We start from the raw sequence: 19,091 nt of genomic DNA on the forward strand, positions 1-19,091 counted from the left end.
CGGGCTACTCGAAGCGTGAGGTGTCCCCGGCACCCCGGCGGACGATCTCGGCGTCACCGGAGGAGAAGTCGATGACCGTCGTCGGCTCGGTGCCGCAGTCACCCGAATCCAGTACGGCGTCCACCTCGTGGTCGAGCCGCTCCTTGATCTCCCAGCCCTGCGTCAGCGGCTCCGCCTCGTCCGGCAGCAGCAGCGTACTGGACAGCAGCGGCTCGCCGAGCTCGGCGAGCAGGGCCTGGGTGACCACGTGGTCGGGGATCCGGACCCCGACGGTCTTCTTCTTCGGGTGCAGCAGCTGGCGCGGCACCTCCGAGGTCGCCGGGAGGATGAAGGTGTAACTGCCGGGCGTGGCCGCCTTGATGGCCCGGAACACGTTGTTGTCGATCTGCACGAACTGCCCCAGCTGGGCGAAGTTCTGGCACACCAGGGTGAAGTGGTGACGGTCGTCCAGGTTGCGGATCGAGCGGATCCGGTTGATGCCGTCCCGGTTGCCCAGCTGGCATCCCAGCGCGAAGCAGGAGTCCGTCGGGTACGCGACGAGCTTGCCCGAGCGGATCATGTCGACCACGTTGTCGATGGTGCGCCGCTGGGGGTTCTCGGGGTGCACGTCGAAGTATTTCGCCATCCGCCGAGCCTACGCGGTCGGGGCCGCCGCCTCCGACAGCTCCCGGGGGCCGGTGGCCGGGGCCGGTGAGGGCCGCTCCGGACGCTTCCCGGCGGTTTCGGGGGGACGATGAGAGGTAACCGTGCGCCCCGGACCGCCCCGAACAGGGCCGGGGCGGGCCGCGGCGGGTGGCCGCCGGGCCGACGGTGCCGGAAGGGAGCATCGCCGATGGGTGCGATCGACGGGTCGGAAGCCGGCGGGAGACGGCCGGCAGCGGCCGGGCTCGCCCCGCCGAGCGGGCTGCTCGACGTCCTGAACGTGGCGGCCGTCGTCCTCGACGCCGAAGGCCGGGTCGCCCTGTGGAGCCCCCAGGCCGAGCAGCTGTTCGGCTGGTCGGCGGCCGAGGCGCTGGGCCAGCCCGCCGCGCGGCTGCTGGCCGACACGCAGCACGTGGGGCTGGTGACGGAGCTGTTCGCGCGGGTCATGGGCGGCGCCGGCGACTGGGCGGGCGCCTTCCCGGTACGGCACAAGGACGGCACCACGCGCCTGGTGGAGTTCCGCAACATGCGGCTGCAGGACGAGCGCGGCGACCTGTACGCCCTGGGCATCGCGACCGACCGCACGACACTGCGGCAGCTGGAGCGGGACCTCGCCCTGTCCGCCCGCCTGGTGGCCCAGTCCCCGATCGGGCTCGCGGTCCTGGACACCGAGCTGCGCTACGTCCTGGTCAACCCCACGCTGGAGCGGATCAACGGGCTGCCCGCCTCCGAGCACATCGGCCGGGGCGTACGGGAGGCCCTGTCCTTCCTCGACGACACGGAGGCAGCGGAGTCGGCGATGCGCCAGGTCCTGGCCACCGGCACGCCGCTGCTGGAGCAGTTCACGGCCGGCCGCACCCACGGCGGGCACCGCGCGGAACACGCCTGGTCGGTGTCCTACTACCGGCTGGAGGACGCCACCGGGCGGGTCCTGGGACTGGCCACCTCCGTGGTGGACGTCACCCAGAGTCACCAGGCGGCCCTCGAAATCGCCCGCAGCCGCCGCCGCCTCGCCCTGATCGCGGACGCCACCGTCCGCATCGGCACCACGCTGGACCTCGACCAGACCGCGCGCGAGCTCGCGGACGTCGTCGTGCCCGAGCTCGCCGACATCGCCGCCGTCGACATCCTCGACTCGGTCCTCGAAGGCCGGCCCACGCTCAGGTCCTCGGCCCACGAGCCCGCGGTGTTCCGCGCCCTCGCCGTCGCGGCCGCCTACCCGAGCGAGGCCGTCCGCGCCGCGGACCCCCCGGGGGACATCGCCCGCTACGCCGCAGACCGGCTGGTCACCCAGTCCGTGACGACCGGCCACCCGGTCCTCGTCGCCCACGTCCAGGCCAGGGACATCTCCCGGATCGCCCGCGACAGCAACGCCGCCTCCCTGCTGACCCGGGCCGGACTGCGCTCCTACCTGGCCGTGCCGCTGATCGCGCGGGGCGAGGTCCTCGGCGCCCTCGACCTCAAACGCACCCGCAACCCGCTCCCGTTCAACGACGACGACATCGTGCTGGCCGGTGAACTGGCCGCGCGCGCCGCCGTGTGCATCGACAACGCCCGCTGGTACCGCAACGCCCACCACACCGCCCTCGCGCTCCAGCACCACCTCCTGCCCCACCACCCGCCGCCCACGCCCGGCCTGGAGGTCGCCTCGCGCTACCGGCCCGCCGCGGCCAGCAGCGAGATCGGCGGTGACTGGTTCGACGCCATCGCGGGACCGGAGGACACCACCGTCCTCGTCATCGGAGACGTCATGGGCAGCGGTATCAACGCCGCCGCCAGCATGGGCCAGTTGCGCACCGCGACCCGCACCCTCGCCGAACTCGCCCTCGACCCGCCGCAGGTGCTCCAGCAGCTCGACCGCACCACGGCCGCCCTCGAGGAGACCATCGCGACCTGCGTCTACGTCGTCCACGACCCGCACCGCGCGCAGTGCCGCATCGCCGTCGCCGGGCACCTCCCTCCCGTACTCATCCGCGCGGGCCAGGCGCCCCGGCTGCTCGACCTGCCCACCGGAGCGCCGCTCGGCGTGGGCGGCATCCCCTTCGAGGCCACCACCGTCGCCATGGCGCCCGGCGACCAACTGGTCCTCTACACCGACGGCCTGGTGGAGACCCGCGACCAGCCCATCGACGAACGGCTCGACCTCCTCCTGGACCTGCTCGCCGACACCGGACGCCCCCTGGAGGAGACCTGCGACCGGCTCCTGGACTCCCTGCGCCGCCACGATGACCACGACGACGTCGCCCTGGTCATCGCCCGCGCCCGGGCACTGGGCTAGGCCGTCTCTTCCGGATCTTGCCGGGCCCGCGCCGCCCGGCACCGCACCCGGCCGCGTTGTCGGACCGCCCGAGTACGTCCAGTACACGGGCGCCCCTCCGCCTTGCCGGCCACGGCACCGGACGACGCGGGCCCGACCGACAAGATCCGAAAGAGACGACCCAGGGCCGCTCGCCTCGCGGGAGCGGCGGTACGGGCCTAGCCTGACCGTGTATGCCGTGCCCGGGTCCTCGTACCGCAGGAGGCATTGGTGAAAACGACGCACCTACGGCTTCGCCGGGCCTGCGCGGCCACCGCCGCGGCGGGCCTGCTCCTCACCGGGGCCGTCATGGCCCCCGCGTACGGGGCGCCCACCCCCGGACCATCCGCTACCGCCACGCCCTCCCCGGACACGGGCGGGGAGTTCAAACAGCTCACCCCGGCCGTCGCCCTCCAACTCGACGCGGCCGTACGGCAGGTCATGCGCGAGGCCCAGGTGCCCGGTGTGATCGTGGGGCTGTGGGCACCCGGCAAGGGCAGCTACGTGAAGGCTTTCGGCGTGGCCGACAAGGCGACCGGCGCGCCCATGCGGACCGACTTCAACACCCGTATCGGCAGCCAGACCAAGACGTTCACGGTCACCGCCCTCCTCCAGCTCGTCGACCAGGGCAGGATCGGCCTCGACGACCCCATCGGCGACTACGTCTCCGGGGTGCCCAACGGCGACCTCATCACCCTGCGCGAACTGGCCGGCATGCGCAGCGGCCTGTTCAACTACAGCGAGGACCCGGCCTTCGACAAGGCGTTCACCACGAACCCCGACCGTCCCTTCACGCCGCAGGAGTTGCTCGACTACTCCTTCAAGCACCCGGTGCAGTTCGCCCCGGACGCGAAGTTCCAGTACTCCAACACCAACCTGATCCTGCTCGGCCTGGTGATCGAGAAGATCACCGGCCGGCCGCTCGCCGAGGTCATCGACAAGGACGTCGTGGCGGCGGCGGGACTGCGCCGCACCTTCTTCCCGACCGGGTCCGAGTTCCCCGCACCGCACGCGCAGGGCTACACCGACCAGACCGCGTCCGGGAAGGTCGAGGTGTCGACCGACTGGGACCCGTCCTGGGCCTGGGCGGCCGGGGCGATGATCTCCGACCTCCAGAACCTGCGGAGCTGGGCCCGCATCCTCGCCACCGGCACCCTCCTGACGCCCGAGACGCAGGCCCAGCGCCTGAAGACCACCTCCGTGGGCATCCCCGGCGCCGGCTACGGCCTGGGACTCTTCGACGTCCAGGGCTGGATCGGCCACAACGGCTCGCTCCCGGGCTACGAGAGCCTCGGCGTCTACCTGCCGCAGGCGCAGGCGACCATGGTCGTCATCCTCAACACCGACATCCTGCACGACGGCCAGGAACCCAGCACGCTCTTCGGCGAGGCGATCACCGGCATCGTCAGCCCCGACAACGTCTACCCCGGCCACAAGCCGTCCGAGCCGAAGTCCGGCTGACGGACCCGGGCCCCCACCGGGCCGGAACGGGTCGGATGATCCGACTGTTAGGGTCCCAGGCATGCCCGAGCTCATCGCCCCCAGCCCCCACCTGCACGGATCCTGGACCGCCGCACAGGAGGAATGGGGGCCCGACGCCCACATGGACGGCGCGGGGCTCGACTCGGACGACGACGTCGACAGCCCGGAGGGCTTCGCCGCCTGGACGCGCAAGCTGCGCCGGTACGCCGACCGCTCGCTTCCGGTCGACCACGGCCGCGTCCACGCGACGTACTGGTGGATCACCGAGGGCGACACCTACCTGGGCTCCATCGACCTGCGCCACTACCTCAACGGCTTCCTCCTCGACGCCGGCGGCCACATCGGCTACGGCATCCGGCCCTCGGCCCGCAGGCGGGGCCTGGCCGGCTGGGCCCTGTCCGCAGTCCTGCACGAGGCCCGCGTCCTCGGCATGGACCGGGTCCTGCTCACCTGCGACCCCGGCAACGAAGGCTCCGTCCGCACCATCGAGCGCTGCGGCGGCGTACTGGAGGACGTACGCGAGACCCTGATCGGACCCAAGCGGCGCTACTGGATCACCCTCTGACGATCACCCGCAGGCGTGTCGTGCGGGTGCCGTACGGCGGCGGCGGGCCGATAGTGGGGCTGTGAGCGACTGGTCGCAGGGATCCGGAACGGGCGGCGGCGCCCCGGAGGGCACCGCCTGGTCGGGACACGAAGGGGCGCAGGCCTTCGCGGCGGTCGAGGGGGCCACGGACTGGCTCCTCGGCTACCCGTTCGTCCTGCGGGCCCTGGCCGGCCGCATCGGCGCAGGCCGGCTCCTGGTGGACTACGGGTGCGGCCCGGGCAAGGTGGCCGATCACGCGGCCCGCGTGCTGGGGGCCCGGGTGCTGGGCGCCGACACCTCCCCGCAGATGCTGGAGCTGGCCCGCACCTCGGCGACCGCGGTCGCGGGCTTCCACCTGGTCGAGAACGGGCGCGTGACGGGCCTGCCGGACGGCTGCGCGGACGCGGTGATGTGCAACCACGTACTGGCCTCCCTGCCCACCGAGGAGGCCCTGCTCGGCGTGTTCGGCGAGATCCGCCGGCTCCTGCGGCCGGCCGCCCCGTTCGTACTGCTGGCCACCGATCCCGCCTGCAGCGGCACCGAGTACGCCTCGGTGCGGATCGGCGAGCCGGGCGAGGTGTACGCGCCGGGCGACGCGGTGACGGTACGGCTGCGGCGCACCGACGGAACCTGGCAGGAGATGCGCAACCACGCGTGGCCCGTGCGCCTCTACCCGGAGCTGCTGGAGCGCGCCGGCTTCCGCGACACCGGCCAGCACCGGCCGACGGTGGAGGAGGCGCTCACCGTCGCCGACCCGGACCTCGTCGCCGCACGCCCGTGGTCGGCGGAGCGGGCCAAGCCGCCCCTGGTGGTCACCACGGCGATCGCGGCCTGACCGTCCGCTCCACGTTGCGCGCGGTCCCGCATGCCCGCTCCCGGAACCGCGCAAGCCCCGCCCACGGGGTCTTCGTACCGACAGGCCGCAGGCGATTGCGGGGGCGGGCCCGGCGAATTAGTGTCGCGTCCATGTCCAAAGCCGAGATCGACATGGTGACCGCCGAGTTCTTCGGCTCCTTCGACAACCGGGGCGGCAAGGCCGCCGACGTGGCCCGGATCCGCCGGCTCGCACTCCCCGGCGCGGTCATCGTCATGACCGGCCCGCGGTTCACGGCCTACACCGTGGACGAGTTCATCGAGCCCCGCCAGGAGCTGCTGGCCGGCGGCCGGCTGGTGGAGTTCGCCGAGTGGGAGACGTCCGAACGGACCGAGATCGCCGGCGACATCGCGTCGCGCTTCGGCGAGTACCGCAAGTCGGGGGTCCTGGACGGCGAACCGTTCGAGGGCGGCGGCACCAAGACCATCCAGTTCGTCCGCACCCCGCAGGGCTGGCGGATCGCGGCGTTCTCCTGGTACGACCGGCCCTGACCGGAGCCGTCCGCTAGAAACCGTCCTCCCGGTCGCCGCAGCAGCCGTCCCTGAGCATCTGGTGCAGCACTCCCCGCCAGGCCTCGGGGGAGGCGGCCGGCGGCGCGGCGGAGCGGGTGAACGCCCGCTCCAGTGCAGGGCGTTCGTGCAGGACACCGCCCCGGAGGGTCGCGCGTACCCGGACCAGGTCCGCGAAGTCGGCGAAGGGATCGCCGTCGACCAGGGTGAGATCGGCGATCCGGCCCGGTTCGACCGTGCCGAGCCGGTCCGCGACGCCGAAGACCCGGGCCGGCGCCACGGTCACCGTGGTCAGCGCCTGCGCCGGTGACATGCCGTACCGGTGCAGCGCGCGCAGCGACAGGTGGAGGTGCAGCCCGACCGGGGTGAGCGGCGCGTCGGTGCCCAGCGCGAGGCGCCCGCCCTGCTCCACGACGCGCCGGTAGACGCCCACCTCCCGCTCCAGCACGGCGCTCTGCTCCGCGCTCGGCGGATGCGCGGCCGCGGCCCGGACGGCCTCCACGTCCCAGGGCGGCATCAGCTCCGTCACACGGGCGTCGGCGGCCAGGGACGGATCGGCGCCCAGCAGGGGCAGGGCGGTGAACGGGGTGGCGATGAGATCGAAACCGCCGCGCGCGTACACCTCCACCGTGTCCTGGTACGTGTGCCCCCGCGGGGTCGCCCCGTGCCCGTACTCGGCGCGCTCGGTCGCCACCAGGTGGGTGGTCAGGTCCTGGCCCGACTGGATGCCGGGGGCGCACAGGTGGGAACCGGCCCTGACGCCGAGCCGTTCGTGCGCGAAGCGGGCCGCGTCGGCCATCAGCTCGTAGGGGGCACGTACGTACGTCTTGACGAAATCCCAGTCCAGGGCCTCGGCCCGAGCCAGTGAGCGGGCGAGTCCCGCACGGGTGCGGTGGGCGCGCCCCATGCTGTAGGCGACCCGGGACCCGTCGAGGAGCTCGCCGCCGGCCAGCAGCCGGGGCGCGGCGAGCCGCCCGGCGCGGATGTCCTCGCGCAGCCGGGCCTGCTCGTAGGCCGAACCGCCCAGCGAAACCGCCGTGGTGACGCCGTAGGCGAGGTGCAGCGCGCCCTGCCGCGCCCCGTAGGTGTACGGGTACGGATGGACGTGGGAGTCCCACAGGCCGGGCAGGACCGTGCCGCCGGAGGCATCGACGGTGCGGGCCGCCCGGCGGCCCGGCCGGTGCGGCTCGACGGCGGTGATCCGGCCGCCGCTGACCAGGACGTCCACGTCGGCCCGGGGCGGAGAGCCGGTGGCGTCCCACAGCAGTCCCGCGTGCACGACGGTGTCCACGGGTGCGGGGCGGCGGTGGGTGAGGGAGACGGGCACGGTACGGGCAGCCGCGACGGGCGCACCGGAGCCGTCGAGGGCGAGCAGGCGCAGCCGGGCGCAGGACTGGTAGAGCAGGGTGCGGGAGTCCCCGGACCACGACGGGTGGTCGGCGGGCTCGTCGGTCAGGCGGCGGGCCGGCCCCGCGGGCGTGCCGTCGGGACCGACGGGCAGCAGCCACAGGGCCGACTCGCTGACGCAGGCGAGGAAGCGGCCGTCGGGCGACCAGGCGGGGCCGGAGGCGTAGCGGTCCGCCAGCGAGGCGTGCGGGGCGAGCGCGTGGAGGCGGGCGGCGCCGGTCGCGGTGTCGACGATCCTGATCAGGTTGTAGCCCTCGCGGAAGCGCCGGCTGAGCCGGTTGCGGTCGCACAGCGCCACGTACCGGCCGTCAGGCGACCAGCTGGGCGGGCCGGGAAGCCCGCCGCCGCCCAGGGCGGCCACCAGCGGGGTCTCCGTCCCGGCCGCGAGGTCGCGTACGACCAGCCGCCCGGCGAGGTCGAGGGCGGCGAGCCGTCCGCCGTCCGGGGACAGCACCCCGTAGACGCGCCCGCCCGGCGCGAGCACGCTCTCCCGGCCGCCGTCGAGCTCGCGGCGGCGCACGGTGTTCAGCCCGTCGCGGTCGTCCGTGTAGACGAGGGCCCGGCCGTCCGGGGTCCACACCGGTCCCTGGACGTACGCCGTGACGGGAGCCTGGACGATCCTGCGCGGTGCTCCGCCGGCGACGGGGGCGACCCACAGCGCGTTCAGCGCGGCGAAGGCCACGCTGCGGCCGTCCGGGGACACCGCCGGCAGGTGGATGCCGCGGACGGGGCGGCTCCGCTCGGCCTCCAGGGCGTACTCCTTGACCCGGTGGCGGGGCCGGGCCACTTCGAGGGTGGCGTCGAGGGGGACCTCGCGGCCGGCGCCGTCCCGGTGGGGGCGGATGATCCGGAACCGGCCGTCGAGGGTGATCAGCAGGCGGTCGTCGCCGATCCAGCGCGGGGGAGCCGGTGCGAGGTCGCCGTCGAGCGCGACCAGACGGCCGTCGGCGTACAGGGTGAGGTTCTCGGCCTTGCGGGGACCGGGGGCCGCGGAGAGCCAGGCGGTGCGCCCCGCAGGAGAGAGTGCGGGCGTCATCAGCCGTCCGTCGGTGACGGTGTACTCGACCCGCACCGGCCCGGGGGCGCCGGTGCCGGCACCGGCGTCTGCGGCCGTATCGGCGCCCGCGTTCGCGTCGGCGTCGGCGTCGGCGTCCGCGGGCACGGAGGCGATGGTCCGGGCGGTCAGCGCGTCCCCGTTCTGGGTGGCCCGGACGAACAGGACCCGGGACCCGTCCGGGGACCACGCCGGATCGAAGTCCTCCCACTCCCCGTCCTGGCCCGGACCGTCCTGCCCGGGCAGGCCCGTCAGCCGGCGCGGGCGGCCACCGGTGACGGGGACGGTCCAGATCCGGTACGGGCTGCCCGCCACCGGATCACCGCCCCGCTCGGAACAGCAGGCGAGGGTACGGCCGTCGGGAGACCACGCGGGTGCCCGGTGGTCGAACGGGCCGTCGGTGAGCCGGCGCAGCCCGGAGCCGTCCGCGTTCATCACCCAGAGGTGGAAGGTGCCGCCGCGGTAGGCGCTCATCGCGACCTGGCGGCCGTCGGGGGAGAAGACCGGCCGCCCGGGCTCCAGATCGGGCGGGGTCAGCGCGGTCGCGGGCGAACCGTCCGGGGGCAGCGACCACAGGACGTTCTGCACCTCGGCGACGACCCGGTCCCCGCCCGCCGTGGCCGTCGCGGCGCCGTTGGTGGAGCGGGTGAAGCGGAGCCTGACCGGCGCCGCCGCGTCCGCGGCCGCGCGGGCGTCCGCCGCGGAGCGCCCGAGCAGGGCCGCCGCGGCGCCCATCGACGCCGCCCGGAGCACGGTCCTGCGGGCAACTCGCATTCCGACCACTCGCCTCACTCGTAGGGGTACCTGCCGCCGACCGTCGAGGACGGCCCGTCAGCCAGCGAACGATCAAGACCCCGGCCGGGCAACGGAGGCAGGGCCGGTCATGTCCCTGCGCGCGGTCGGGAAGCCTCTACCGGCCGTGGTAAACCGTTTGACCGCGGCCGTCCCCGGCGGTCGGATGGCGGTCGTGATCACAGGAGAGATGCACCCCGGGCAGCACCCCGTGGACGAGGGCCTCGTACGGCGGCTGCTCGCCGGGCAGTTCCCGCAGTGGGCGGGGATGCGCGTGGAGAGGTTCCCTTCCGGCGGCACGGTCAACGCCATGTTCCGGCTGGGGGACGACAAGGTCGTACGGCTGCCCCTGCTCGCAGGCGGTGCCGAGGACATCGCGCTGGAACGGGACTGGCTGCCCCGCCTCGCCCCCCGGCTGCCGATGGCCGTCCCGGAGGTACTGGGGGCCGGCGAACCCGCCGAGGGGTATCCGTGGCGGTGGTCGGTCTACCGGTGGCTGGCGGGCGCGAACCCCGAGGCGGGCGCGCTGGGCGAGCCCGCGGCCCTGGGCCTGGCCCGGGACCTGGCCGCCTTCGTCGGGGCGATGCGGGGCGTCGCCCTGCCGGGGGCGCCGCAGGCCCACCGTGGCGGGCCCGTCGCCGCGCTGGACGCGCCGACCCGGGCGGCGATCGCGGAACTGCGGCTGATTCCGGAGGAGGGCGTCGACTGCGATGCCCTGACGGCCGTGTGGGAGGAAGCGCTGCGGGCCCCGGGGTGGGACGGGCCGCCGGTGTGGCTGCACGGCGATCTGATGCCGGGCAACGTGCTGGTGGACGGCGGACGACTGACCTCGGTCATCGACTTCGGGTGCATGGGGGTCGGGGACCCGGCGTGCGACCTGTTCCCGGCGTGGAACCTGCTGCCCGCCGGCGCGAGGGAGGTCTTCCGCGAGGCGCTCGGCGTGGACGACGCGACCTGGATCCGCGGCCGAGGCCGGACGCTCTCCCAGGCCGTGAACGCGCTTCCCTACTACCGCACGACGAATCCGACGATGGCGCGCAACGCCCGGCACGTGATCCGGGAGGTGCTGGCGGAGCGCTGACGGGCGGTGGGGAGCGCACGGGCGGGGCGCGCTTGCTCCCCAGGCGGGGGAGGGGTGCCCGCTCGCCCTCAGGTGTCGCCCCTGAGGCGGTCGCGCTGGAGCTGGCGGGCGACGGTCCGGCGGACCGACGCAGGGGCCGAGTCCGGGGCGCGCCCGGCGGCGGCCGGCTTCGGGCCGGTGTCGAGGCCGCGGCTGATCTCGTCGTACGCGGCCCTGAAGGCGGCGGGCAGTTCGTCGGCGCCGAGACTCAGGTCCGCTTCGAGGAGGCGCCGCAGCTCGTCGGTGCTCTCCGGAGTGAAGTGCTTGCGTCCCTTGGCGAGGGCGCCGACGAAGCGTGCGCAGCGCGCGGCGTCCAGGGCCTCGGCGACCTCCTCCGCCAGCGCCCACAGGCGCCCTTGGAGCCACGCGGGGTCGTGCTGGTCGAGAGTGAGCCCCAGTCGCGGAGGCGGATCGCCGGCCGCGAACCGCGTCATCTGCTTGGAGACGGCGGGCTGGCTCATCTCCGTGATCCGGGCGATCTTCTCCTGCGTCCAGCCGAAACCGGCGAACAGCCTGATCATCTCGGTGCGCAGCCGACGCATCTCCTCGCCCGCACGGATGACCTCGTTCATGCCGGCGAGCATCCGCGCCGCCTGTTCCTCGGTCAGCGCCCCGGCGGGCTCGTGCCGCACTCCGTTTCCTTCCACAACTCGGTTATACACCCCGCGGCAGGACGGTCATAACCGGGTTGTACAACCTGGTTATGAATGCCAGGATCCGCCGCATGACCGCATCCGCATCCGCATCCGCATCCGCATCCGTCTCCGCATCCGCGTCCGCCTCCCCCACCGAGTCCGTGTTCACCGCGCCGGACGGAACCCGCCTCGCCTACCGCACCCACGGCAGCGGTGAACCGCTCGTCTGCGTCCCGGGCGGCCCCGCGGACTCCACCTACCTCGGCGACCTCGGCGGCCTGTCCGCCCACCGCCGCCTGATCGTCCTGGACCTGCGCGGCACCGGCCGCTCCGCCGTACCGCAGGACACCTCGTCCTACCGCAGCGACCGTCTCGTCGACGACATCGAGGCCCTGCGCGAGCATCTCGGCCTCGGCCGGATCGACCTGCTCGGCCACTCCGCCGGGGCGAACGCGGCGATGCAGTACGCGGCCCGGTACCCGGACCGCATCGGCAGGCTCGCCCTGATCACCCCGGGGACCCGGGCCGTCGGCGCGGTGATCACGGGGGACGCCCGGCGGGAACTCGCCCGGCTGCGGGCGCACGAACCGTGGTTCCCGGCGGCCTTCGCCGCGCTGGAGGCGCTCATCGCGGGCAGCGGCGGCGACCGCGACGCCATCGGCCCCTTCCTCTACGGTCGTTGGGACGCCGAGGCGCGCCGCCACCACGCGGCGGGCAGCCCCGACAACCCGCAGGCCGTCGCGCTCTTCGGGGCCGAGGGCGCCTTCGACCCGGAAGCCACCCGCGCGGGTCTCGCCGCCCTGCGGGCCCCGGTCCTCCTGCTCGCCGGGGAGTTCGACCTGAACAGCCCGCCCGGGTCGGTCGCCGCCTGCGCGGAACTGTTCCCCGACGCCAGGCTCGTCGTCCAGCGGGGAGCGGGCCACTACCCCTGGCTGGACGACGCCGACCGGTTCGTGGCGGCCGCCGCGGCGTTCCTGGGATGACCCCGCCCACCACCGGCCGCCCACCACCGGCCGTCCACCACCGGCCGTCCACCACGGGTCGCCCGCGCCGGTCGTTCCGCGCCCGCCCGTACCCCGTACGCCCCCCGTGCGCACGGGGGGCGGCCCCGGCCGGATTCCCCCCGGCCGGGGCCGCCGTCACGGTGCGGGCGCGCCGCCGCGCGCCGGCGCCGCTACCAGAGGACGGGGAGCCGCTCCGGCAGGCGCTTCATGAAACGGGTGCGCCAGACGAGCTGGTCGAAGGGCACGGCCAGCTGGAGGTTGGGCATCTTCTCCAGCAGCACCTCGATGGCGATCTCCGTGTGCCGCTTGCCGAGCGCGGTGGCCGGGCAGTAGTGCGGCCCACCGCCGAACGACAGGTGCGTACCCGCGTTCGCGCGGTCGATGTCGAAGACGTGCGGGTCGGAGTACACGGCCGGATCGGTGTTGGCGGCCTCGACCAGGACGAGCAGCAGCTCGCCCTTCTTGACCTCGACGTCGCCGAGGGTGACGTCCTCCAGCGCGAGCCGCGGCAGCCCGTCGGCGATCGACAGGTTGACGCGCAGGAGCTCGTCCACGGCGGCCGGGATCTTCTCCGGAGCCTTGCGCAGCTGCTCCCACACCTCGGGGTTCTGCAGGAGCGAGACGATCGCCATGGTCAGGAAGCCCATGGTCGAGATGACGCCGGCGCCGAACAGCGTGACGCCGACGACCGCCAGCATCTCGTCCGTCAGGTGCGCGTAGTCGGGGTCCTCGCGCAGCGCGGCGAGTTCGGCCATCAGGCCGACGGTGGCCGGGTCGTCGAGCCGCTCCACCATGTAGGCCATGTCGCGGTCCCAGTTGAGCTTGGCGCCCGTGACGGGGCAGGCCGAGTTCATGAACGCGATGTCGAGGCTGGCGGCCAGCTGCGGGGCGTCGGCCTCCGGGATGCCGAGGATGCGGCAGTGGAGGTTCTCCGCGTACGGGTTGGTGAAGGCGCCGCGCAGGTCGACCGGCGCACCGCTGCGCAGCAGGCCGTCGACGAGGCTGTTGGCCTGGTCGCGCATCCAACCGGTCAGGTCGCCGGTCTTCGGGTTGATCGCCTTGAGCACGGCCTTGCGCAGGCCGGCGCCGGTGATGTTGCCCATGTTGTTGACGACCTCGGGCGGGATCGTCAGCGCGTACTGCCGGGGCACGCCGGGGGCCGAGGTGTCCTTCAGGCTGAACCGCGGATCTTCGAGGACCTGCTTGCAGAGTGAATAGGACGAGACCAGCCAGGCCTCGTCACCGGCTATCGTGCGGACACGCTTGACCGGCTCGTCGCGCAACTGCTCGACCTCGGGCGGAAGTTGGTCGCCGCGTGCGGAGAACGGAAAATCGAGGAGGGTGTCAGCGGGCATCGGAGTCTCCTTCGGCGGGGGTGATGATGGCGTGGCCCTGGTTGCGTGAGGCGCGAAGCCCCGAGCCGCGCGAGTAGAGCAGTTCCGCCATGGGCAGGAGCTGGTGGTAGCAGTTGAGGGAGGACGGCACGCCCAGGATGGCGGGCGTGTCCAGGAACAGCGGCGCCTCGGCGCAGACGTACTCCAGGCAGACCTCGCGCTGACGGGTCGTGGCAGCCTTCCCGTTCAGCACTTTCGAGGAAAGGAACGCGTCGACAAGGGAGTTGCAGGTCTCGCGGAACTCCGGGTCGATGTCGAGCAGGTTGTTGAGATGGTTGTGGAGGGTCCGGTAGGCCGGGATGTCGGTGAGGGACGACATCGGACGGGCCCGGAGGCGGACACCGGTGGGGTCGGCTTCGGCGGCGGCGTTGTTGACCTTGGCGCGGACTCCGCGCAGGTTCTTCACCGCCTTGCGGCGTGCTTCGTCCTCGCCGTATCCGAGGGCCTCGTACATCTCCGCGACATGCATGTCGGTGTAAATGAGGTCGACCTGCGCGAAGTTGCGCATGCCCCACTGGGCGAGGTCGAGGACACGCTGTGCCGAGAAATAGCTGTTGCCCGGCGAGATGCCGATGACGGCGTGATCACCTTCATCGTTGATCACCTGGCAGTGCGGGGTGTATGGCCGGACTGTGAAGACTTCGGTTGCTGTCGTCAACAGGGGTCGGGTCCTTTGCGCCGCAAGTCCCGTGGGGCCCTGTGCCCCGGGTGTGGCGGCGACGTGATGGAAGGTACCCGAACTCTGAGCGACGTTCCATGTCTTCTGGGTAGTAACTCATCTGTCGGACAGACCAGTTGACCTGGGCATCTTTCCCCGGCCCGAACGGGCACCGCAGCGGCGTCCACCTGGCACTTGTACGTACGGTGAGTGTTCATCAGGTCTTCACGGTCAGGCTCGGCGGCGGCGGGTCACCGTCCAGGAGCCGGGAGCTCGCGGAGGCGCCCCTCGGCGACGAAGGCGACCTCGCCGCCGACCCGTACGGAGCGGACGTCCGCGCCGCGGCCGGCGGCGCTGACGGTCATCGCGCTGGGACGGCCCGCGAATCGCCCCTGCCGCAGGACCCACTGCTCGCCGTCGCCGGTACGGCCGTGCCGGCGCATGTACGCGGCGGCGCAGCCGGCACCGCTGCCGGTGGCGACGTCCTCGACGAGCCCGTCGTTGCTCCAGTGCCGCCCCTCCGCCGCTGCCGCGTCCAGGAGGTACGCGAACCGGGCGCCCAGGCGGGCCAGCGGCACGTCGAGCGGCGCGACCACGCGGGCACGGCCAGCGCGTCGCCCCACACCGGGAGCACCAGGTGGCGCAGGCCCGTGGAGAGGACCTCCGGAGGCAGGCCGGGGTCCAGATCCCCCGGTTCGAGGCCGAACAGCGCCGCGGGACCGCTCGGGTCGGGGCGGCCGAGGAACGCGGCGGGACCTGGTCGAGGAGGCTCGCGTACCGGCCCGGCCCGCGGCGCCGGGTGGCGACCTCCACCGTCCGGGCCGGCAGCCGCAACGTCCAGGCCCCGGGACCGGCGGCGCCGCCGTGCAGGTCGTGCAGGACCGCGGCGGAGCCGACGAGGGGGTGTCCGGCGAAGTCCGGTTCCCCGGCGAGGTCGAAGACGCGCGCCCGCCACGTGCGCTCCGCCGTCTCGTCGCGCATCAGGAACACGGATTCGAAGTGCCGCAGCTCCCGGGTGACGGCCAGCATCTGGGCCCCGGTGAGCCCGGCCGCGTCGGGGAACACCGCGAGGCTGTTGCCGCTGTACGGGCGGTCGGTGAAGACGTCGACATGATGGAAACGCATGGGCCGACACCAGGGTCCCGCGCACGGGTGGTCGTGCATGGCGCATCATGGTGGGCCACCCCGTCCGCCCGACGACACCTCCGGAGGCCGGCCGTTGAACGGACCGTCGCGCCGCGCCGTGCTGGGCGCCGGCCTCGCCGCCGCCGCGGGGTCGCTCGGCGGATGCTCGGGGGGCTCCGGCCCCGTACGGCGGCTTCGCCTCGCGACGGGCCCGGAGGGCGGACCGTACAACGCCTTCGGCAAGGCCCTCGCGCTCGCCGTCGGCGCGAGCGACCTGCCGCTGGAGATCATCCCCGTGAGCACCGCGGCGAGCGTGAACAACCTGCGCAGCCTCGACGAGGGCTCCGCGGAGCTGGCCCTGGCCATGGCGGACGCCGCCGATGACGCCGTGCTGGGGCGCGAATCCTTCTCCAGGCCCGCCGCGGTGACGGCACTGGCCCGCGTCTACGTCAACTACACGCACCTCGTCGTCCCGGCGGACGGGCCCGTCCGCGCGGTGGCGGACCTCGCCGGCCGCCCGGTCGCGGCAGGTGCGACGGGCTCGGGGGTGCGGGTGGTCGCCCAGCGGGTCCTGCGCGCGGCCGGACCCGCCGGCGCCGCCGCACCGGCCGACGAGCGGCCGCTGGGCCTCGCCGCGTCGGTGACGGCGCTGCGCGAGGGCACGGTCGACGCGCTGTTCTGGTCCGGGGGCGTGCCCACACCGGCCCTGGCCGCCCTGGCGCGCGAGCTGCCCCTGCGGTTCCTGCCGCTGGACGCCTACGTGGGCCCGCTGCGGGCGCGCTACGCCCCCGTCTACACGGCGGTCACCCTGCCGGCCGGTGTGTACGGCCTGACGGAACCGGTGGGCACCATCGGCGTCGGCAACTACCTCCTGGCCCGCACGGATGTCCAGGAGGGAGTGGTACGGGACCTGCTGCGGGTGGTCTTCGACCGCTGGCGCGACCTCCTGCGGGAGGTGACGGCGGGCGCCCGCCTGGAGCCGCGCTTCGCCATCTCCACCGGCCAGGTCCCCCTCCACCCGGGCGCGGCGGCGTACTACCGCTCCGTCTACGGCTAGTGCTGTGACCGGAAGGGTTCACCGTGTCGCGGCGCCCGGCACCGCTCACGGCGCGGGCCGCTTCCACCTCGCGCTTGAACCGCTGCCGGTAGCCCGGCTCCGAAACGACCGATGTGCCGATCAGCTTGACGGCCACCGGTGCTCCCGATTCGTCGTGCCCGAAGTAGACCACCCCCATCCCTCCTCTTCCCAGAACCCCGCTCAACGCGAATCTCCCCACCCGGCGCGGGTCTCCGTCCCGCAGAGGCTCCATACGATGCCGCACCTTCCGTTCGTCAGGCCCGCCCCAGCCCGTTCTCCCTTGCCCTACCCTCCGGCGGCCCGTCCCACCACTCCCGGTCCGCCGAGGACCGTGCGTCTGTCCTACTCGGATGCAGGCCGGGAGCCCAGTGCCGGCGGGAGGCGGAGGCGGGCTGTCAGGCCGTGCGGGGGGTTTGCGGCGAGGTCGAGTGTGCCGCCGCTGGTGCGGGCGATCTCGTCGGCGATGGCCAGGCCCAGTCCGCTGCCGGGGACGTTCTGGTGGGCGGGTGCGCGGGTGAACCGCCGCAGCAGCAGGTCCAGCTGGTCCTCCGGTACGCCCGGACCGTCGTCCGCGACCCTGACGACCGTGCTCCCGTCCGCCCGGCGTGAGGCGTCCACCTCGACGCGTCCGCCGCACGGCACGAACTTGAGCGCGTTGTCCAGGAGAGCGTCCAGGACCCGGCCGGCCGCGTCGGGCAGGGCGTGTGCCCACAGGCCGTCCCCGACGCCGGTGGCCGTGAGCTCCAGCCCCGCCGCGCGGAACACCGGGGCCCAGGCCGTCACCCGGTCCCGTACCGCCCGGGACACGTCCTGCCCGGTCAGCTCGGCCGTGCCGGATTCCACGCGCGCCAGTGCCAGCAGCCCGTCGAGCAGTTCCTCCAGGCGCTCCGCCTCGTCCATGGCCCGGGCGTGCTCGGCGAGGCCCGGGCCGCGGCTGACGTGCGGCTCGACGTTCTCCAGCTGAAGCACCAGCGTGGCCAGCGGATTGCGCAGCTGGTGGGAGGCGTCGGCGACGAAGTCGCGCTGGCGGCCGATGGAGTCGGACACGGCCTCGGCCATGGTGTTGAAGTGCTGCCGCAGACGGCGCAGTTCGGGCGGGCCGGTGTCCGAGCCGGCCCGGGCCCGGAGGCTGCCTGCGGCCAGTCGCTCCACTGCCCGGTCCAGGTCCAGGACCGGGCGCAGCAGCCAGCGGGAGATCCCCGCGGCGACCAGGGCGGCCGCCGCGAACGAGGCGAGCGCCCCGGCGGCGATGAGCGACCAGCGGACCGTGACGTCGTGGCGCGCGGCATCGGTGGGGACCGCCAGCAGGACCGCCCCGCTGACCCGCTCGTCGCGCCCCACCGGCTCGGCGAGCACGACGGCGCCCGGGCCCCACGGGCGCAGCGTCGGCAGACGGTCGGTGGAGCGGCCGGTCAGGGCGCGCCCCCGCGCCTCCGCCGCCCCGGCGCCGGGCGCGGCCCCGGCCCGGGCCAGCGTCGAGCCCGCCGTGTCGACCACCTCCACGCCCGCTCCGTACAGCTCGGCGTACCGGCCGATCTCGGCCGCGAGCTCGGCCCGGTCGGCCTCGGTGCGCATCCGCTCCGCGAGATCGGCGAAGCGTACGGCCTCCGAGCGTCGCTGGAGCAGCAGGTGCTCGGTGCGCCCGCGCGCGTACCCCTCGGCGAGGGGCAGGCACAGGAGCAGCGCCGCAGCCCCCATGAGGACCGTCAGCACGGCGAGGAGCCTGCGCCTCACCGCTCCCCGCCGAGCTGGTAGCCGTACCCGCGGACGGTGCGCACGATCCCGGAGCGGCCGGTCTTGGCGCGGATGCCGGCCACGTGGACGTCCAGTGAGCGCGAGGCGGCGAGGAAGGCGTCGCCCCAGATCCGGTCCAGGATCTCCTCGCGGGAGTGCACCTCGTCCGGCCGGGCGGCCAGGAGGGCGAGGACGTCGAACTCGCGCCGGGTCAGCCGTACTTCGGCGCCCGCGACGGTGACGGTACGGCCCGCCGGGTCCACGTCCACGTCCCCGCGGCGCACCGCCGCCGTGCCGGGGACGTCGCGGTCGGCGTGCGCGTCCGTACGGCGCCGGACGCTGTCGATGCGGGCCATCAGCTCGGCCATCCGGAACGGCTTGACCACGTAGTCGTCGGCGCCGGCCCGCAGACCCTGCACGATGTCGCGCTCCTCGCACCGCGCGGTCACCACGATCAGCGGCACGCCGCACACGGTCCGCAGTCGGCGCAGCAGCTCTATCCCGTCCAGGTCGGGCAGCCCCAGATCGAGCAGGACGAATTCGGCCTCGCGGGTGTGGCGCAGTGCGTCCTGGCCCCGCGCGACCCGGCGGACGGTGTGCCCGCGCTGGGCGAGGGCGGTGCCGAGAGCCTGCGCCATCCGGTCGTCGTCCTCGACGAGGAGCGCGTGCATGGGAAGCCTCCTCGCGGCGGGGCGAGCGGC

At 74.0% G+C, this 19,091-nt stretch carries 16 protein-coding genes; 8 read left to right on the forward strand and 8 right to left on the reverse strand.

Features of this window, described 5'->3' with window-relative positions:
- Positions 1-4: 4 nt before the first annotated feature.
- Positions 5-625 (reverse strand): L-threonylcarbamoyladenylate synthase, encoded by a 621-nt coding sequence (locus E6U81_RS02335; RefSeq protein ID WP_136228330.1) that lies wholly within the window; start codon positions 623-625, stop codon positions 5-7.
- A 207-nt stretch (positions 626-832) separates the two neighbouring features.
- Between E6U81_RS02335 and E6U81_RS02340 the strand changes: the two genes are divergently transcribed.
- From E6U81_RS02340 to E6U81_RS02360, 5 genes are all read left to right on the forward strand, one after another.
- Complete coding sequence (locus tag E6U81_RS02340) at positions 833-2,920, forward strand: SpoIIE family protein phosphatase (protein ID WP_136228331.1); 2,088 nt, start codon at positions 833-835, stop codon at positions 2,918-2,920.
- Between the two features lie 249 nt (positions 2,921-3,169).
- Complete coding sequence (locus E6U81_RS02345; protein ID WP_240803570.1) at positions 3,170-4,399, forward strand: beta-lactamase family protein; 1,230 nt, start codon at positions 3,170-3,172, stop codon at positions 4,397-4,399.
- 61 nt (positions 4,400-4,460) lie between these two features.
- Positions 4,461-4,985 carry a GNAT family N-acetyltransferase gene (locus tag E6U81_RS02350; RefSeq protein ID WP_136228332.1) on the forward strand — a complete coding sequence of 175 codons (525 nt, stop codon included), beginning with the start codon at positions 4,461-4,463 and terminating at the stop codon, positions 4,983-4,985.
- A gap of 61 nt (positions 4,986-5,046) precedes the next feature.
- The gene (locus E6U81_RS02355) at positions 5,047-5,841 is read left to right on the forward strand and encodes a class I SAM-dependent methyltransferase (RefSeq protein ID WP_136228333.1); all 795 of its coding nucleotides are present in this window, start codon (positions 5,047-5,049) and stop codon (positions 5,839-5,841) included.
- Positions 5,842-5,972: 131 nt separating this feature from the next.
- Positions 5,973-6,371, forward strand: coding sequence for a DUF4440 domain-containing protein (locus tag E6U81_RS02360; RefSeq protein ID WP_136228334.1), 399 nt, complete (start codon positions 5,973-5,975; stop codon positions 6,369-6,371).
- 13 nt (positions 6,372-6,384) lie between these two features.
- On the opposite strand, the gene E6U81_RS02365 is transcribed toward E6U81_RS02360, so the two are convergent.
- Positions 6,385-9,624, reverse strand: coding sequence for an amidohydrolase family protein (locus E6U81_RS02365; protein ID WP_136228335.1), 3,240 nt, complete (start codon positions 9,622-9,624; stop codon positions 6,385-6,387).
- A gap of 208 nt (positions 9,625-9,832) precedes the next feature.
- Between E6U81_RS02365 and E6U81_RS02370 the strand changes: the two genes are divergently transcribed.
- A complete protein-coding gene (locus E6U81_RS02370) occupies positions 9,833-10,723 on the forward strand; it encodes an aminoglycoside phosphotransferase family protein (protein WP_136228516.1) in 891 nt (296 codons plus the stop codon).
- Between the two features lie 68 nt (positions 10,724-10,791).
- Here E6U81_RS02370 and E6U81_RS02375 read toward each other — a convergent pair whose 3' ends face one another.
- Positions 10,792-11,394, reverse strand: coding sequence for a sigma-70 family RNA polymerase sigma factor (locus E6U81_RS02375; RefSeq protein ID WP_240803571.1), 603 nt, complete (start codon positions 11,392-11,394; stop codon positions 10,792-10,794).
- Positions 11,395-11,486: 92 nt separating this feature from the next.
- On the opposite strand from E6U81_RS02375, the gene E6U81_RS02380 reads away from it, so the two are divergent.
- Complete coding sequence (locus E6U81_RS02380) at positions 11,487-12,380, forward strand: alpha/beta hydrolase (protein ID WP_136228337.1); 894 nt, start codon at positions 11,487-11,489, stop codon at positions 12,378-12,380.
- A 191-nt stretch (positions 12,381-12,571) separates the two neighbouring features.
- Here the strand turns inward: E6U81_RS02380 and E6U81_RS02385 are convergent, their stop codons facing one another.
- The 3 genes from E6U81_RS02385 to E6U81_RS40395 all read right to left on the reverse strand — a co-directional run bounded on the left by E6U81_RS02385 (position 12,572) and on the right by E6U81_RS40395 (position 15,076).
- Complete coding sequence (locus E6U81_RS02385; protein ID WP_136228338.1) at positions 12,572-13,756, reverse strand: cytochrome P450; 1,185 nt, start codon at positions 13,754-13,756, stop codon at positions 12,572-12,574.
- The gene (locus E6U81_RS02390; RefSeq protein WP_136228339.1) at positions 13,746-14,453 is read right to left on the reverse strand and encodes a tRNA-dependent cyclodipeptide synthase; all 708 of its coding nucleotides are present in this window, start codon (positions 14,451-14,453) and stop codon (positions 13,746-13,748) included. The genes E6U81_RS02385 and E6U81_RS02390 overlap by 11 nt, the downstream gene beginning before the upstream one ends.
- 251 nt (positions 14,454-14,704) lie before the next feature.
- Entirely contained in the window at positions 14,705-15,076 is a 372-nt protein-coding gene (locus E6U81_RS40395) for a PhzF family phenazine biosynthesis protein (protein ID WP_206309810.1), read from the reverse strand.
- A 596-nt stretch (positions 15,077-15,672) separates the two neighbouring features.
- On the opposite strand from E6U81_RS40395, the gene E6U81_RS02400 reads away from it, so the two are divergent.
- Positions 15,673-16,635, forward strand: coding sequence for a TAXI family TRAP transporter solute-binding subunit (locus E6U81_RS02400; protein WP_240803573.1), 963 nt, complete (start codon positions 15,673-15,675; stop codon positions 16,633-16,635).
- 363 nt (positions 16,636-16,998) lie between these two features.
- Here E6U81_RS02400 and E6U81_RS02405 read toward each other — a convergent pair whose 3' ends face one another.
- Together E6U81_RS02405 and E6U81_RS02410 are read right to left on the reverse strand one after the other, a co-directional pair.
- Positions 16,999-18,390: a HAMP domain-containing sensor histidine kinase gene (locus E6U81_RS02405; protein WP_206309811.1), complete on the reverse strand. Its 1,392-nt coding sequence runs from the start codon at positions 18,388-18,390 to the stop codon at positions 16,999-17,001.
- The gene (locus E6U81_RS02410) at positions 18,387-19,061 is read right to left on the reverse strand and encodes a response regulator transcription factor (protein ID WP_136228340.1); all 675 of its coding nucleotides are present in this window, start codon (positions 19,059-19,061) and stop codon (positions 18,387-18,389) included. The genes E6U81_RS02405 and E6U81_RS02410 overlap by 4 nt, the downstream gene beginning before the upstream one ends.
- Positions 19,062-19,091 lie beyond the last annotated feature (30 nt).

Origin of the sequence: Streptomyces sp. A0592 (assembly GCF_004795115.1) — a bacterium.
GTDB lineage: Bacteria > Actinomycetota > Actinomycetes > Streptomycetales > Streptomycetaceae > Streptomyces > Streptomyces erythrochromogenes.